The organism is Natrinema sp. H-ect4, assembly GCF_041894845.1.
Taxonomy (GTDB): Archaea; Halobacteriota; Halobacteria; order Halobacteriales; family Natrialbaceae; genus Natrinema.
Map to the genome: position 1 here is coordinate 107,722 of NZ_JBHDYC010000013.1, position 15,302 is coordinate 123,023.

The 15,302-nt window shown below is 59.9% G+C and carries 12 protein-coding genes and 2 pseudogenes; 7 read left to right on the forward strand and 7 right to left on the reverse strand.

Features of this window, described 5'->3' with window-relative positions:
* Positions 1 to 208: 208 nt before the first annotated feature.
* The 7 genes and pseudogenes from ACEWFR_RS17000 (at position 209) to ACEWFR_RS17030 (ending at position 6,633) form a co-directional block, all read left to right on the forward strand.
* Positions 209 to 538 (forward strand): AbrB/MazE/SpoVT family DNA-binding domain-containing protein, encoded by a 330-nt coding sequence (locus ACEWFR_RS17000; RefSeq protein WP_374062171.1) that lies wholly within the window; start codon positions 209 to 211, stop codon positions 536 to 538.
* Positions 535 to 1,020 (forward strand): hypothetical protein, encoded by a 486-nt coding sequence (locus tag ACEWFR_RS17005; RefSeq protein ID WP_374062172.1) that lies wholly within the window; start codon positions 535 to 537, stop codon positions 1,018 to 1,020. The genes ACEWFR_RS17000 and ACEWFR_RS17005 overlap by 4 nt, the downstream gene beginning before the upstream one ends.
* Positions 1,021 to 1,064: 44 nt before the next feature.
* Complete coding sequence (locus ACEWFR_RS17010) at positions 1,065 to 1,613, forward strand: poly(R)-hydroxyalkanoic acid synthase subunit (RefSeq protein WP_374062173.1); 549 nt, start codon at positions 1,065 to 1,067, stop codon at positions 1,611 to 1,613.
* The gene (phaC, locus tag ACEWFR_RS17015; protein ID WP_374062174.1) at positions 1,610 to 3,097 is read left to right on the forward strand and encodes a class III poly(R)-hydroxyalkanoic acid synthase subunit PhaC; all 1,488 of its coding nucleotides are present in this window, start codon (positions 1,610 to 1,612) and stop codon (positions 3,095 to 3,097) included. The genes ACEWFR_RS17010 and phaC overlap by 4 nt, the downstream gene beginning before the upstream one ends.
* Before the next feature lie 265 nt (positions 3,098 to 3,362).
* Complete coding sequence (locus ACEWFR_RS17020; protein WP_374062175.1) at positions 3,363 to 4,106, forward strand: beta-ketoacyl-ACP reductase; 744 nt, start codon at positions 3,363 to 3,365, stop codon at positions 4,104 to 4,106.
* A gap of 263 nt (positions 4,107 to 4,369) precedes the next feature.
* Positions 4,370 to 5,692, forward strand: a pseudogene (locus ACEWFR_RS17025) (RNA-guided endonuclease InsQ/TnpB family protein).
* 56 nt (positions 5,693 to 5,748) lie between these two features.
* Entirely contained in the window at positions 5,749 to 6,633 is an 885-nt protein-coding gene (locus ACEWFR_RS17030; protein ID WP_374062176.1) for a hypothetical protein, read from the forward strand.
* Between the two features lie 60 nt (positions 6,634 to 6,693).
* Here ACEWFR_RS17030 and ACEWFR_RS17035 read toward each other — a convergent pair whose 3' ends face one another.
* From ACEWFR_RS17035 to ACEWFR_RS17065, 7 genes and pseudogenes are all read right to left on the reverse strand, one after another.
* Entirely contained in the window at positions 6,694 to 7,545 is an 852-nt protein-coding gene (locus ACEWFR_RS17035) for an SWIM zinc finger domain-containing protein (RefSeq protein ID WP_374062177.1), read from the reverse strand.
* Positions 7,546 to 8,244: 699 nt separating this feature from the next.
* Positions 8,245 to 8,496: pseudogene (locus tag ACEWFR_RS17040) on the reverse strand (hypothetical protein); the annotation flags it as partial.
* Positions 8,497 to 9,087: 591 nt separating this feature from the next.
* Positions 9,088 to 10,088, reverse strand: a protein-coding gene (locus ACEWFR_RS17045) for an IS630 family transposase (protein WP_374062178.1) whose coding sequence is annotated in 2 segments (ribosomal slippage) — positions 9,088 to 9,596 and positions 9,596 to 10,088 — 1,002 coding nt in all. Because the reading frame shifts where the segments join, the coding sequence is not laid out codon by codon here.
* Positions 10,089 to 10,200: 112 nt separating this feature from the next.
* Positions 10,201 to 11,427 (reverse strand): ABC transporter permease, encoded by a 1,227-nt coding sequence (locus tag ACEWFR_RS17050; RefSeq protein ID WP_374062179.1) that lies wholly within the window; start codon positions 11,425 to 11,427, stop codon positions 10,201 to 10,203.
* Positions 11,428 to 11,429: 2 nt separating this feature from the next.
* Positions 11,430 to 12,746, reverse strand: coding sequence for an ABC transporter permease (locus ACEWFR_RS17055; RefSeq protein ID WP_374062180.1), 1,317 nt, complete (start codon positions 12,744 to 12,746; stop codon positions 11,430 to 11,432).
* 14 nt (positions 12,747 to 12,760) lie between these two features.
* Positions 12,761 to 13,543 carry an ABC transporter ATP-binding protein gene (locus tag ACEWFR_RS17060; protein WP_374062181.1) on the reverse strand — a complete coding sequence of 261 codons (783 nt, stop codon included), beginning with the start codon at positions 13,541 to 13,543 and terminating at the stop codon, positions 12,761 to 12,763.
* Between the two features lie 541 nt (positions 13,544 to 14,084).
* The coding region (locus ACEWFR_RS17065) for an RNA-guided endonuclease InsQ/TnpB family protein (protein WP_374062182.1) at positions 14,085 to 15,302 on the reverse strand (1,218 nt) is incomplete at its 5' end.

The window sequence follows — 15,302 nt, forward strand, 5'->3', positions numbered from 1 at the left end:
ACTGACTTGAATCTGCAGTAACCCTTTCTTGATGGCGCGATTCCGTCCGATTTCGGTGTTTGAGTTGGATCGCTACGGTCTGGTTCTGATCGCGGCCGTCGCTCGTTCGAGTCAGTAATCGGTGGACCAATCCAGCCAAAACCACTCTCTACCATTAGATGGTATCTAGTGGAAAGCCTTATGGTGTCTGCGATCCAATATACTGTTGATGACGGACGACTCCGACCGATCGCCCTGGTTCCCACCCGCGATGTTTACGGAGGGAATGCAGGAGATGCAGGAAGCCGGCGAGCAGGTCGCCGAATCCCAGCAGGAGATGATGAAACAGTTGTTGCAGGCCACGTCAGCGAACCCGCTCGAGAACGCCTCGGCGTTCGGTCCCATGAACATGGGCACGGCGACGTTCAAGGCCCGCGTCCAGAGCGGCGGTCGGATCAGCATTCCCGGCCCTGAACGGGAAGCCCTCGACATCAAAGAGGGCGATATCGTCCAGACGATCGTCGTTCCCGTCAAACGCAACCGAGAGGATCAATCATGACACAGAACCCATTCACCGCAGTCTTCGACGCACAGCGCACCGCAATCGAACAGAGCCAGTCCCTCACCCACGACGCCCTCGAGGCCCAGAAGACCTCGATCAGCGCCTTCGCCGACGCCGTTGAGACCTCGAGTTCGCTCGCCGAGTCCAACGCCGAACTGACCAAGGGCGCAATTCACGCCTACTTCGACGCCCTCGAGGCGTCGCTGCCCGAGGAGGCCGCCGACTTCGGCGAACTCCGCGAACTCGTCGACGACGGCTTCGACTCGGCCACCGAGGCCCAGTCGCAGTCGATCGACGCCTACCTCGAAGCGCTCGAGGAGTCCGAGGTCGCCTACGAGGAGTTCGCCCAGAGCTACTCCGAGGTCGTCGACACGTCGTTCGACGCCTACCTCGAGGCCCACGAGCAGGTCGAGGAGAACGTCGGTGCCGTCGCCGAAAACGTCGAAGAGGCCGCCGACGAGTTCGACGTCTCGGCGTAGATCCGGGCGCAGTTTTTTACCGTACAACCGTCAATTTTCACCCCATGTCAGACTCACAACCCCCGATGCAAGACTGGAACGCGTTCGCGGAACAGTGGAACGAGCAGTTCCTCGAGGCCCTCGAGGACAATATGGAAGCGCAGGCGCAGTTCGTCGAGAGCTGGTCGGAGACCGTCGGCGAGGCCAGCGACGACACCGAGATCTCCGACGGCGTCGAGGGCTACGCTCGCGCCTACGAGACGTGGATGACCGCCTCCCAGCAGATGGTCGAGCGGGCGAACGATCAGCTCGAGGGCGAGGACGTCGATATCGAGGAGTTCCGCGACATCTGGCTCAACACGGCGAACGAGGCGTTCAAGGAGGTCATGTCGACGACCGCCTTCGCCAAGATGACCGGCGAGACCGTCGGCGACGTCCTCGAGCTTCAGGAACAGGCCGACGAGGCCGCCCAGGAGACGCTCAACTCGCTGGGCTTTGCGACCGAAGGCGATGTCGTCGAAATCGGTGACCGCCTCGTCGAACTCGAGCGCCGCCAGCACGCCGTCGAGCAGAAACTCGACCGCGTGCTCGAGCACGTCGAAGACAAGCAATGAACAACCCCTTCGCAACCGCACTGAACGTGCAACGGCAGGCCTGGGAGGCGACCGCCAATCTGGCCGAGAAGACGAAGGTCGTGCCCGAGCGCACCGAAACCGTCGAGAACATCGACGTCGGGCAGACGCCCAGCGAGGTCGTTTACGAGGAGAACAAACTCGAGCTCCTCCACTACGAGCCGATGACGGATGAGCAACACGGCGTTCCCATCCTCATCGTCTACGCGCTGATCAACAAGCCGTACATCCTCGATCTCCAGCCCGACCGCTCCGTGGTCCAGACGCTGCTCGAGGCCGGCTTCGATGTCTACCTGATCGACTGGGGCGAGCCCTCCAAGCTGGATCGCTCGCTGTCCATCGACGACTACGTCAACCGCTACATCGACAACTGCGTCGACGTCGTCCGCGAGCGCTCCGGGCGGGATTCGATCAATATCCTCGGCTACTGCATGGGCGGCACGAAGTCGGCCATGTACGCCTCGCTGTACCCCGAGAAAGTCGAGAACCTTGCGCTGATGGCCGCCGGCCTCTGTTTCGACGGCGACGGCGGCGTCCTCGAACTCTGGGGTGGCGAGGACTACTACGACCCCGAACGGGTCACCGATACCTTCGGCAACGTTCCCGCGGAGTTCCTCGATATCGGGTTCGCACTGATGGATCCCGTCGCGAACAACGTGACGAAGTACGTCCGGTTCTACGACAACATGGACGACGAGGACTTCGTCGAGAACTTCGCTCGCATGGAGCGCTGGCTCGACGAGGGTATCGACATGGCCGGCGTCGCCTACGAGGAGTTCATCCGGGATATCTACCAGGAGAACAAGCTCTACGAGAACGAACTCGAGCTGGGCGGCGAACACGTCGATATCACGAATATCGACATGCCCGTCCTCCAGATCGTCGCGGAGTACGACCACCTCATCCCGCCGGAGGCGTCCAAGCCGTTCAACGACACGGTCTCCTCGACCGACACCGAGATCCTCGAGTTCGCGACGGGTCACATCGGGATGTCCGTTTCCTCGCGGAGCCACGAGGAACTCTGGCCGGAGGTCTGTGACTGGTTCGAAGCCCGGTCGACCGACACCGACGTGGAGTCCGAACCCGAGACGCTAGAATCCGAGGACACTGACGCCGCTGCCGACACTGCTCTCGAGTCCGAGACGAGCGACCGCTCGGACGACGAGATCGTCGAGCGCGCCGAAGAAGACGTTCAGGCGGAGCCCGCGGAGCCGGGCGAGATGACTGTCGATGAGGATGTCGTCGAGGAAGTCGCCGGCGAGGAGGCCGCTTCCAAGATCGAGTCCGAAACCGACGATCTCACCGATCTGACGGGCGTCGGGCAAGCGTACGCGGAGGACCTCGCCGCGGCCGAGATCGAGACGTTCGATCAGCTCGCAGCCGCCGACGTCGCCGAACTCGCCGCCGAAACGGGGATCTCGCCCAGCCGGATCGAGGACTGGATCGACCAGGCTCGAGACGAGTAGCTCACCCCGTTTCCCTCTCCACGGGTTCCCGTTTCGATTTTCCTGCCCGTAGAGTCTCCAGAGATCGAACTCCGTAGCGGTCGGTCACTCACGTCTGCGACTCACTCGACAGCACAACTGGATCGGCGGTGAACTACGCCCGATTCGGCACTGCTCGACGGGGCTATACAGCGTTGCCACCAGCTCCGAGTCGGATTTGTTTCAGCCACGATATCTTGATAACTAACGGGTCGTTATTTACCATCGGACGTTGAATGTTCGACTCATGTCCATGGATGGTCGTACCTGTGTGATTACGGGCTCGGCGAAGGGAATCGGTCGGGGTATCGCGGAGTATCTCGGTCAGGAAGGTGCGAACGTCGTCATTAACTACCGATCATCGGAAGGGGCAGCACACGACGCCGTCGATGCGATCGAATCGGCGGGCGGGTCTGCCGTCGCGGCCAGGGCCGACGTCTCCAATCGCGCCGAGGTCGAACACATGGTCGAGATCTGTCACGAGGCGTTCGGCCCGGCCGACGTGCTCGTGAACAACGCCGGGATCACGGCCGACAAGCAGTTCACGGAGATGTCCCGCGAGGAGTGGGACCGCGTCATGGACGTTAACCTCGGCGGCATGTTCAACTGTACTCAACTGTTCTACGACGATATCTGGAACGCCGAGGAGGGCCGACTGATCAACATCTCGAGCGTCGTCGGCAAACAGGGCAACTTCGGCCAGGCCAACTACGCCGCCGCGAAAAGCGGCATGTTCGGCTTCACCCGAACGATCGCCCTCGAGCTCGCCCAGGGCGGCTCGACGGCCAACTGCGTCGCGCCCGGCTTCACCGCGACCGACATGCTCGAGAGCGTCCCGGACGAAGTGCTCGACCGGATCATCGCCGGCATCCCGCTCGCGCGGTTGGCCGACGTCGAGGACATCGCGGCCGTCGTTCGGTTTCTCGCCAGCGAGGACTCCTCGTACGTGACGGGGGAAGTGATCGATGTCAACGGTGGGATGGACCTGTGAATCCTCCTCGCCGTAAACGGAGAGGGAGCGTTGCTCCCTCAAGCAGTCGAGCGTAGCCTGACGACGGCTAGGCTTCCCGTACCGCGGGTTGGGATAGTTGCCGGTTTATACAGAATCGAGGAGAATACCGACCCTTTAGGGTCAGGATGAATCTGACAACACCTCCACAACCCACCATCAATGGCAGGGCCGGATATTCCATCGTTCTTAATCCGAATCTTTACAAGAAAAGCTATTATAACCGATTATACAGGCGTTCCGTGATGTTGGAAATCCACCGCACTCACCGAGCGAACATCCTCAACCACTCACAGGTAGAGGAACCGCTTGACCGGCACGGGTAGAGCGCCAGCAAACTCTGGAACGTCGCCAACTACCACTCCCATCAAGTATGGGAGGAGACGGGCGAGATCCCCGACCATGGCGACCTCAAAGACGAGTTGAAAGGTCATACCAAATACAAAGGACTGCATAGCCAGTCCAGTCAGCGCGTTCTGGAGGAACTCGCTGAAGCCTTCAACTCGTGGTACGGGAAGAGGAAGTCTGATAATCGAGCGAATCCGCCCGGCTACCGCAAGAAAAACTACTACGACCAAGACGGCAACCGCGTCCACGAGGAACACCCTCGTTCAACGGTCACGTGGAAGCAGAACGGCATTCGTCACGACACGGAGAATAATCGCGTCCGACTCTCGAAGGGCGCGAACCACAAGGAACATCCCAAAGCGTGGGAATACATCCTTGTCGAATACGAAACACGACCCGGCGTCACCGTCGAGAACCTGCAACAGGTTCGCGCCGTCTACGACAAGGCAAAGAGACGATGGGAACTCCACCTCGTCTGCAAAGACGAAATCGGGACGCCCAACGCTCCCGGCAACGAGACGGCGGGCATCGACCTTGGCATCTATAACTTCGCGGCTGTTGCGTACAGTACCGAGGAAGCCGACTTGTGCCCCGGAAACCGCTTGAAACAGGACGGGTACTACTTCCCGAAAGAAATAGCCAAATGTGACGATTCAGACGGGGAGAGGGCAACTCGTCTCCACGCGAAGTGGTCGGAGCGCCGCACGCACTTCTTCCACAGTCTTGCCAAACACATCGTTGAACGGTGTGTCGAGAAAGAAGTTGGCCGAATCAACGTCGGGAATCTCGCTGGTGTCCGTGAGGACGAGAACAGCGAGGCGAAGAACTGGGGGAAGCACGGAAACCTCGACCTGCACGGGTGGGCATTCGACCGATTCACAAACATCCTCGAATACAAAGCCAAGGTCGAGGGCATCGAAGTCGTAGAAGTGTCAGAGCGCGACACGAGCAAGACGTGTTGCACCTGTGGTAGAGAAGACGATAATCAGCGTGTTGAACGTGGTCTGTACGTCTGTGAGGACTGTGACGCCGCATTTAACGCTGACGTGAATGGGGCGGAGAACATCCGTCTCAACATCAACGACGAAAGTAACTCTGAGTCAGCGTCCAGTTTGGACGCGGATAGGAGTACCGGCTGGTTGGCACAGCCCGGCGTCTACCTTCATGACCTCTCCCGAGGATTCCAACCTCGGGAAGCGGTGGTAGACTGCAAACCCTAATATCCCAATCCAGCGGTGCGGTGCCGTGGGATTCCCGCGTCTTTAGGCGCGGGAGGATGTCAATTCAGATCACAGATGTCCAGGAGCATCGGATCGTTATCGAACTTCTCGACTCTGGGGAGAAGCGTCCACTCCAACGCGAGCAGTTCGAGACGCTTGCCCGTCGAATCGGCGATGCAACCGATGCGTTCGACCTCGAGCGCTTACCGTCCGACGCAGACCCCTATCCAGCCGTTCTGAGTCTGCATCCCCGCTTTGAGATCGATGAGCGTGAGGGATTGATCCACGAGAGTGACGAACCGGGCCCTTCTCGGCTCGTCCAGGCGCCGGAGACTGAGACCGAACGTGAACGGACTGAACCAGACCTTGCTGTCTATGCCGATACTTTGCTCCTCACTGATGCGCTCGAGCGCCACGATGTGACCGATCTCAGTGGACTCGAGACAGCCACACTGGTGAACCTCTATACGCTGCTCTCTGACGTGCAACGCAATGCCGACGATCTCCGACAGGACGTGGCCGACATTTTACTCGAGCGGATCCACCACGATCAGCCCATTCACGCCCAGTTCGGCTCGGTGCAGCGGACCAGCCGTGAATATCGATCGTTACGGGATGAAGAGGATGTGCTCACTACCCTCGAGGACGCTGGCATTCCTCGCGAGCGCGTTACCAGCGTTGATTCCAGTAAGGTCGACGAGGCCCTCGAGGTCACGGAACTCAGGCCAAGTGACGTCTATGAGATCGAAGACCGCGAATACGTCCGGAAAACGGATGTCGACGAAGAGCACAAGGAAACGCGATTGCAGGGACTCAAGGATCAATTGGCGGCCAGTGACGACCCTGAAGCTGCTGAACTACGCGAGGAAATTGACGAACTCGAGGCTCGTATTGAGGATCTTACCGAGTTCAGTTCTCCCCAGGAGTTCCACGCCGAGTAGTCTGTGACTGTTCGTAATTGGACTCGAGAACGTGGAGAACAACTCCGCTGGGTACTGCACTCAGTCTTCGCCAAGCACCTCATAGAGGTGTTTCCGGAGTCTCAGATCTTCGTTCGCGAACTCAGCAAGCACGGTCCGAAGCTCTTCAGCGGACGCCGCTTCGAGGAGGGTGTCGAGCGATTGACTATCGCCGACGGATTCAACGTCGCCACTAGCTAACACGGCGGCGACGATATGCTTACAGGGCACCGCATCATCGGGGCAGCTACATTGGCCACTGACATAGCTTCCCTGTGAGAGTGTGACCTGGACATCGTATGGCCGGCTCCCTTGGACTGTCGCCTGGAGGGAATCGTCGACGTACTCGATATCCGTCACCGATCCACGTTCGTAGTAGCGGGTTCCTCGGTCATAGCGGCCTGGCTCGGTTACCTGTCGAATCGTCTCGAGGTCAACTGAGTTAGCTGGTGTCTGTGTCTGAAGGCGGGGAAAGGCATCCACAACGGGCTCGTCACCAGGGATAGAGGGATCCGCTGATCGGCGGTGGATCCATCCCTGCTCTGGCCACCCGATCGGGAACCACTTGGTCGGATCGCTCACGATGTCCCAACACGTTCCGATCACTGACGAACTATCCTCGGGGAATATCCCCTTGATCGTTACCGTACGTGGAGTCATACCGATTTCTAGCGTGACATCCGTCTGGTGGGTATCGTTGTCAGCAACTTGGTCGGCGTAGTTCGAGCGAATCTGTTCAAGTGCAGCGATCCCCTCGGCTGAGAACGCGTGGCCAGTCCGCTCGAGTTCGAATACCAGCTCAGCATATTTGTGCTTGTCGCGGTATTTGATCAGCGGCCGATTGCTCCCCACCAGCCCGGTGGGGTCGTAGTCTGGGAGTGATGTTCCGAACACGATCGGTTCAACCGGCTCAGTTGGAGTATCCGGTAAGCGGGTAGCTTTTGGCTGATTCTCGGCAGTTGGCTCACCAAGTGGTGTCTCGAAGAGTCGGCCACAGGCTGGACAGACTGTACAGCTGAGCTCATCACTGTGCCAGGTGGTGAATTCATGGGCCCGACACCAATTACAGGGGCGTCTGGTATCTTGCTCGACTGGGTTCCAGCCACCGTCGCGAATCGGCGTTACTCGCTTGAGCTGAGTGATGACCCGTGATCGCCGTTTCTGATGGTGGTCTAGTTGTAAGCGGCATGAACGACACATTTCAGAACTGCTCTCGCGAACGTCACTCGGGAAGACAATTCGTTGATTATCGTTCTGGCTCTGTAGAAGAGAGTCTCCTCTCGAAGAGAGCGATCTCGAACGAGATTGACTGTTGTCTGGTGATCCGGGTGGTTCGTATGTGACAATATCTGTTGCTGTAACCGACTTGTCGGGCGCGTCCTCAGTCTCGTCAGTAAACGCTCGCCCATATCGGCACCCATCAGGACCGACGATGTGCCACTTCCCAGATTCTGTTCGGCCAAACGTTGGCACGGTTGTTCGAGAGAACGAGACGATTCCCTATAGAGTCTTCCAAGCGCCCTTAGGACAGTGACATCCTCACCCGCCCTACAGGGCGGGGCTTCCTACAAGGGAAGCCTCGCGTCGGAGGTTTCAGGATTCGAAGGCCGCAAGCGTCGTCTGTCGGGATTGCTGACTCGGCGTGCGGTGTCCTGTGGCCGTGTCACAACGGCTCCCATTCCGTGGCGAGTCATCGCGCTCTGGTTTCCAAGGAACGCTCTCCCCCCATGGATCTACAGGCGGTCCGAGGCGAGTGCCTCGGGGCTTGACCCCGAGACAGTTCACGCGTCCGGCGATATTCGCGGCCGCGTTGATATCTGCTTGGTACTCCGTAACCCAACACTCCAGGGGAACGACCAATGTGACCTCCTCCTCGCCGTAAACGGAGAGGGAGCTTCGCTCCCTCAAGCAGTCGGGCGGAGCCCGACGACGGCGAGGCTTCCCACGGCACCGCACCGCTGGGTTGGGATATTTGCTGGTTTGTAACCCGGTCGGCATGACTGGACTACTGGCGGGGCCACACCGCCGTTACTCCTATCCCGGTAGGGGACTCGGAGTTATCTTGCTGACCGCGACACCACAGCGGTTCGAGAGGGCATCTCGAACGTTCTGGGTCTCAGAGTCCCGATATTGTGCAATTGGGTGGGCGGTGTGACCGCCTCGGTGTATGTCATGTTATGAACCAGTACCGCTTAAATATCCGCATAAGCGTCGATACGTGGTTCGTGAAGGAACTGTCGGATTCACGCCCGCCGTAAACGGAGTGATTCTCTCCTCGTAGAAAAATAGTAGACTGCTCAGCGGATTACAACACTCACTCGGAGATGGAATAGAGGCGCTGACGAGCATCTTGGATGGATATTCGTTCATTAACTAGATCTTCGTCTTTGAGCTGGGTGGCCGCATTTCGAATAGTCCATGTTACTATAGTAGAAATTAGAAATAATTACTCACTTCTGGTACAGAGATTCGATTAAGAGCTGTATCAATCGCTGTTGTGAGGTCGTTAAGTGAGTCAAAGAAGCGGTTGCTGAGTGCCGCTTGGAGTTGTCTCCAGCACTCTTCGACGGGATTTAGCTCTGGCGAGTACGCTGGTAATGTCACGAAGGCGAGGTCGTCACGGGCCGCCAGGTCCGTGACGGCCGACGCCCGAAAATACGGCGCTCCATCCAACACAATAATCAGGTCATCTTCGAACTCTTTGCATAATGCGAGAATGAAATGTTTGGCGTGATCGGCGGTAACGTACTCTTCAAATCGAGAGAAGAAGCGATCACCGTCCTCAGTGATCGCGCCTAAGAGACACGTCCAGTCGCGTTGTCCGGACAATTCAACAGACGGTCGCGTGCCGCGAGGAAACCACGCGGCACGCGGCTCAACTTGGACGGATTTCTTGGTTTGATCGATACAGACTACTGTGGCGTCCATTTCCCGCCGCTTTTTTTGAGTTCCTCGCGGAACGCTTCTTGTTCCTCAGCTTCAGATTCAGCGGCTGTCCGGCGTGGTTTTTGGAAGCTCAATCCCGCTTCTTTGAGCAACCGCCGACAACTCGGGATTGAGTACTCGACACCGTACGTCTCGTCAAGATACTGTTGAACGAGAGACGGCGTCCACGCCGGCGCATCAAAGTCAACTTCCTCGGGAGATTCGTGGACTGTTTCCTCAAACTCTTTTTGCTCTTCTTCTGAAAGCTTCCGTTTTCTCCCAGATCGTTGAGCATCAGTAACAGCCTGCTCAAGCGACTCGTCGGTGTCGAGTCGCTTGAGCCAGCTATAGATTGTTCGTCGCTGAACGCCGTACCACTCGGCTAGTTCAGTCTGTGTGAGGCCATTTTTGAATGCTATTGCTGCTAATAGCCGTTGTGTCGGCTTCTTCCCTTCCACATTGTCGAGGGTATCTTGTAATTCCTCGACAGAGATTTCGTCGAGATGATCCACTACACATAGCAATAACGCCTGAGTAAAAAGTTCTAACGGTCACTATAGATGAGTCTTCTTGGCGAGTTCCTTTTGAGTGCACTCGCCTTCGTGTTCCAAGGCGATGTGTAAGTCACGTGTGAAGGTTGTCGACGCGGGCGTACCGCGCCGCACGCCAGCCGGCGACGACGGCACCGAGCGTGCCGATGCCGACTGCGATCAGAAGCCCGGCCGCGTAGATACTCGGCGGCGTTCGCAGCAGATTCTCGAACCCGACGACTGAGGTGGCCAGGCGGTCGAGTGCGAACGCGGCCACCGGCGTGGCGAGGAGGCCGAGGAGCCCGCCGATCGCACCAAGTGCGAACCCCTGACCGCCGACCACGCCGGCGATCAGTCCGCGCGAGAGACCAAGTGCCCGCAAGGCCGCGATCTCCTCGCGCTGCTGGACGGCCACGAGAACGAGGGTGTTCGTCGTCAGTGCGATTCCGGCGACCAGTGCCAGCACGACGAGCGTCGCGCCGCTGGCCAGCACCAGCAGGTACTCTCGGAGCATTGACTCGAACTGTTCGTCGCTCGTCCGCACGTCGTACTCCGGATAGGACCGCTGGATGTCCTCACTGACGGTGGCTCGGTCTACACCGTCCGCCGTCGTGACGGTCACGAACGTCGCCCGGTCAGAGCCCGTCGTGCCGGCGATCTCCTGTAACTCGCTGAGCGGCATCGTCACCGTCGACGTCCCGAGAAACTGCGAGTACTCTGACGAGACTCCCACGACCTCGAACTCACGGTCCGCAGCGTTCGCTTGACTCGTCCCGACGTAGAGCGCGTCGCCGACGCCGATGTCGAACAGCTCAGCTGTCTGCGGGTCGATGACGATCTCCTGACTCATCGGCCCGTCGTAGCTGCCATTCGCATAGTGGCTATCTCCCTCGGAGAAACCCTCACCGTCCTCGGTAGTATCACTCCCCGTCCCCGGAACGCCGACGCTCGTCACGAGCTCGAGGTCGTCCGGCTCTGTCCCGACATAGACCGCGTGGAACGCGAGCGGCGTCGCCGCCTCGACGTCGTCTCGCTCCTCGAGGTCGCTGGCGAGGTCGTGGGAATCAGTGATCGGGTTTTCGACACTCCCGGTCGCCGTCAGTTCGACGGCCTCACCCGAGATCCAGACGTCCTGTTCGGCCTGGTCGAACCGTTCTTCACCGGTCTGCAGGACACCGAGCCCGAGACTCGCCAGTAGCGTGACGGCGAGGACGGCCAGCGCGATGGCAAGGACGACGAGCACGGTCCGGCCGCGTTCATGACGCACTTGGCTGATCGCGAGCCGCGCGACCGCGCGTCCTTTGGTAAAGAGCCCGCACATGGCTATCGACCCAGTTCGGTGACGACGTTCGTTCGAGCGACGAGGTACAGCGGATATGGGAGCGCGAGGATGCCAGCAACCAGGGCGACCGCGATGGCGTAGGGACCGAATGCTGGTCGGGACATCGCAATCGGCCCCGGTGCGACGGTCGCCGTCGCCACGTAGTTCGTGAACGAAATACCGGCCATACCGAGGACGACGCCGGCAACCGCGCCAGCCAGCGTCAGACTGAGCGTCGTGATCGCGACGATGGCCAGCCGCGAGCGGACCGAGAAGCCGACCGCTGCGAGCACCGCGATGGTTCGTCGGTCGCGGTCGATCGTCAGCGCCGACGAGGTCGCAACGAACAACGCACAGATCACGACCGCGACGACGAGGGCGACGAGACTCGTCGCGAGCGCAAAGTCGTCGCTCCGGATTGACGTGACCCCACCCTCGTCCCCAGACTGAATCGTCGCGTTCGGGTATGCATCTGCGGCCGCGGATTCGGCGACCGCCGTCGACGCACCCGACTCGGTTTCGACGAGCACTTGATCGGCAAGATCGGCGTCATCGGCGCCCGTCATTGCCTGGAGTTCGCTCAGGTGGAGTACGACGAGCGGAAGCTCGCCGCTGAGGTCGCTGGCCGCTGTGTCTTCGACCGTGGTCACGGTGTATGCAGGGGATCGATTGTCGGTGCCTGAGCGGAGCATTGTATCGACCGTTGGACTCCGAACCGCGAGGTCGTCTCCCGCCGACGCGTTGACCGTGTCGGCTGCAGCATCCGTCAGTACGATTTCGCCTGTTTGTGGCCCGTCGTAGCTGCCGTTCGCGTAATGGGGATCTCCCGGCTCGAGCGAGGCGGTCGAGATACCGTTGATCGTCGTCGGTTCGTCCGGCGGTACGACACCCATCGCGAAGACGGTTTCAGATTCGTTTTCCCCCGCGGTGGTGACCTGGACGACTTCCGTGAGTACTGGGGTCGCATATGCAATCCCGTCACGGCGTTCGATTGTTGCCGTCGTATTGTGGACGGTTCCGAGTCGCGCACTCTCGACGTTGACGACCGACGAGAGCGTGCCGCCGCCCTCGGGGATAACGCGGACATCGGCCTCCTCGTCAGCCGTCGAATCGACGGCGAGACCCGCAGCGATTCCGGTTACGATTACCAGTAACGCGATCGTGAGTGCGACGAGGGCGACCGTCACCGCGGTCTGTCTCGGCAGGCGGCGGAGTTGCTCGACTTGGCGGCCCACCGAAAGCCGGACGAGCCCGATCCACCGTCGAAGTCGGTCACTGCGAGCCCGTTTCTGATCCCGCTCCGGCGTCTCCTCAGCCATCCAATCTCACCGGGCTATCGTCGCTCATCGGTCGTCACTCCCCCGTCACGCAGTCTGAGGACGCGGTCGGTCACCTCTATCGCCCGCTCATCGTGGGTCGCTACCAGTACCGTCCGATCGTCCGCGACGTCGGCGAGCAGTTCGAGAACACGGTCGCCCGTTTCGGTGTCGAGTTCGCCCGTCGGCTCGTCGGCGAGAACGATCTCAGGATCAGTCACCAGCGCCCGTGCGATACCGACGCGCTGTTGTTCGCCGCCGCTGAGTTCGCCCGGCTTGTGTGTCATTCGATCTCCGAGACCGACCTGCTCGAGTAACGTGGCCGCCCGCTGCTGGCGCTCGCGTCGTCCGACGCCGCGTTCGATCAGTGGGAGGGCAACGTTGTCACGGGCCGACAGCGACGGCAGCAGGTGGAACTGCTGGAAGACGAAGCTAATGTGATCGCGGCGCAGTCGGGTCCGCTGGGCGTCGGAAAGCGACGGAAGATCCGTGTCGAGCACGTGGACGATCCCCTCGCTGGGCTTGAGCAGCCCCCCGACGATGTGCAGCGCTGTCGACTTGCCACTACCACTCGGACCAACGAGACCGACGACCTCGCCGGCGCGGACCGAAAACGAGATATCCTGAAGCGCGGTGACGGTTCGCGACGACGTGGACCGGATCCCGGAGTCGTCGTACTTGTGGGTGACCCCTTCACAGCGGACGGTGACCGGCGGCGAGGCGGTTGCTCGCTCGAGGTCGCTGCTACTCACCCGTCCCTGAGCGGCGTCGTCCGTACTCGGCAATGAATCGTGCGCCATGCTCCAGACTCGTTCGAGGGGTATCGTCGGGTGATCATTGTTTCGAGTCACCTACTAGAGCCTGCTTTCGACTTCATGCCGACAACGGAGACCGTCCGACGGATCACAAGACAGTGACCAGCGGCTGTCCGACCCGCTGTACCGTGGTTACTGACTCGAAAGGACGAGTTACTGGCAGTTTATCTGTGAATTCGGATCGGGGCGTTTCCAACTCACTGCCCAGTCACGCTGCAGTTTGGATCGTCGCTCGAGGCCACGTCGGAGGCGGCCGAGACCGAGCGTCCGTCGCGATACCAGACGAGCACGACGAGGACGAGTGTGAACTTGCCTCACTCGAACCACCTGTCGAATACCGCAGGAAGCTGGCGAGGATGCTATCGACCGGTTCGTACGGCGCTCGAGGACAAGCCAGAGAGGATTGCGGACGGCGGAACATTGGCGAGCAGATGCGATATGTGTCCGATGGCGACCGCTGTCCCGACGTGCTCCTCTTTGTGAACCGCCTCGGGGTCAAGCCCCGAGGCTTCTATCTTCCCGCAGTTTAATCGGACACTCCCACCATCCTCGACGCCACACCCCGAGATGGGTCACGGTCGTCTCGAACGGACGAGTGGGTTGCGGTCGGGGCGTCCACAGCCTCCGATGCCCGCCGTCGCACCTTCCGAACTTGGGGAAGGCTGTTGAGAGCGGGCACATTCCAATTCTGATGCTTCTCGATGCCTTTCACGGCGATGTTGACGCTTGCACCACGGTCGCTGTGGTCTTGATGCTCACAGTCTTTGCACTTGAACCGCTTCTTGTTGCGGTTCGCTCGCTCCGTGTGTCCGCACATCGGACACCGCTGGCTGGTGTACTCAGGGTTAATCCAACCAGTCGGTATGCCCTCGAACGACGCCTTGTACGACGTATAGAACTGAAGGGCACGGAACGGGAGGTGGTGCAAGCGCCGGTTCATCCGCGTGCCATAGTCGATACTATCGCGCATCTCTTTGAGGTCTTCAAAGACAATGCACGGTTTCTCGAACTGCTGGCTCCACTCCACGATGTGCCGAGACACCTTGTGGAGTCGGTCGCGGACGAACCGTTCCTCACGCCCTTCGAGCGTGTCGTGAATGCTGTCCTTCCCCGCGTTCTGCAAGCGCTTTCGCATCGTGAAGTAGCGGTGGCGCTCGAACTTGATTTCGGGAAAGTCGATAACCAGCGAGTCATCGACGCCATCCTTTGAGAGCGCGGTGAGCGCCACATTGTCCTCGTTCACATCCACACCGACGACCGTCCGCGAGTCCTGCTTGTCTCGGACGGTTTGCTCGGTGTTGCGGATGTTGACGTGGAGTTCTGGCTTCCCGTCATTCCACAGCGTCTCCGATGTTGAGACCTTCCACTCGTCGCCTTGGAGTGCGGTCTTGAGGAGGTCGAGGTGGGCGTCACTTCCTTCGAGGATGCCCTTGACGTGGTTGTAGGGTTTCGCGCTGATGCGGAACACCACGTCGCCGTCGTCGGTGAGCGACAGGTTATACCCCTCCGTGAAGTTCGCTCGGAGAGGGTAGGTGCCGTCCTTGGTGTGGCTGGGTTTGCCGTAGTCGTCGTACTCGTAGTAGTTCTCTATCGCCTCGAGTGCCTTGGCGACGATGCGTTGAGTCGTGTTCTTCACGAGGTCGGCGTCGTCTTCGAGACGAGGGGAAATCGAGTTCCAGTCAACACCTTCCTTGGCGAGACGAATAGTCTCGTTGTGAACTGGCCCCGAGGTCAAGCCTCGGGA

Excerpts from the sequence above, each read along its gene's own strand:
- phaC (WP_374062174.1), top strand. The coding sequence starts at position 1,610 with ATGAACAACCCCTTCGCAACCGCACTGAACGTGCAACGGCAGGCCTGG.
- ACEWFR_RS17060 (WP_374062181.1), bottom strand. The coding sequence starts at position 13,543 with ATGGCGCACGATTCATTGCCGAGTACGGACGACGCCGCTCAGGGACGG.
- ACEWFR_RS17055 (WP_374062180.1), bottom strand. The coding sequence starts at position 12,746 with ATGGCTGAGGAGACGCCGGAGCGGGATCAGAAACGGGCTCGCAGTGAC.
- ACEWFR_RS17000 (WP_374062171.1), top strand. The coding sequence starts at position 209 with ATGACGGACGACTCCGACCGATCGCCCTGGTTCCCACCCGCGATGTTT.
- ACEWFR_RS17005 (WP_374062172.1), top strand. The coding sequence starts at position 535 with ATGACACAGAACCCATTCACCGCAGTCTTCGACGCACAGCGCACCGCA.
- ACEWFR_RS17050 (WP_374062179.1), bottom strand. The coding sequence starts at position 11,427 with ATGTGCGGGCTCTTTACCAAAGGACGCGCGGTCGCGCGGCTCGCGATC.
- ACEWFR_RS17020 (WP_374062175.1), top strand. The coding sequence starts at position 3,363 with ATGTCCATGGATGGTCGTACCTGTGTGATTACGGGCTCGGCGAAGGGA.
- ACEWFR_RS17010 (WP_374062173.1), top strand. The coding sequence starts at position 1,065 with ATGTCAGACTCACAACCCCCGATGCAAGACTGGAACGCGTTCGCGGAA.
- ACEWFR_RS17030 (WP_374062176.1), top strand. The coding sequence starts at position 5,749 with ATGTCAATTCAGATCACAGATGTCCAGGAGCATCGGATCGTTATCGAA.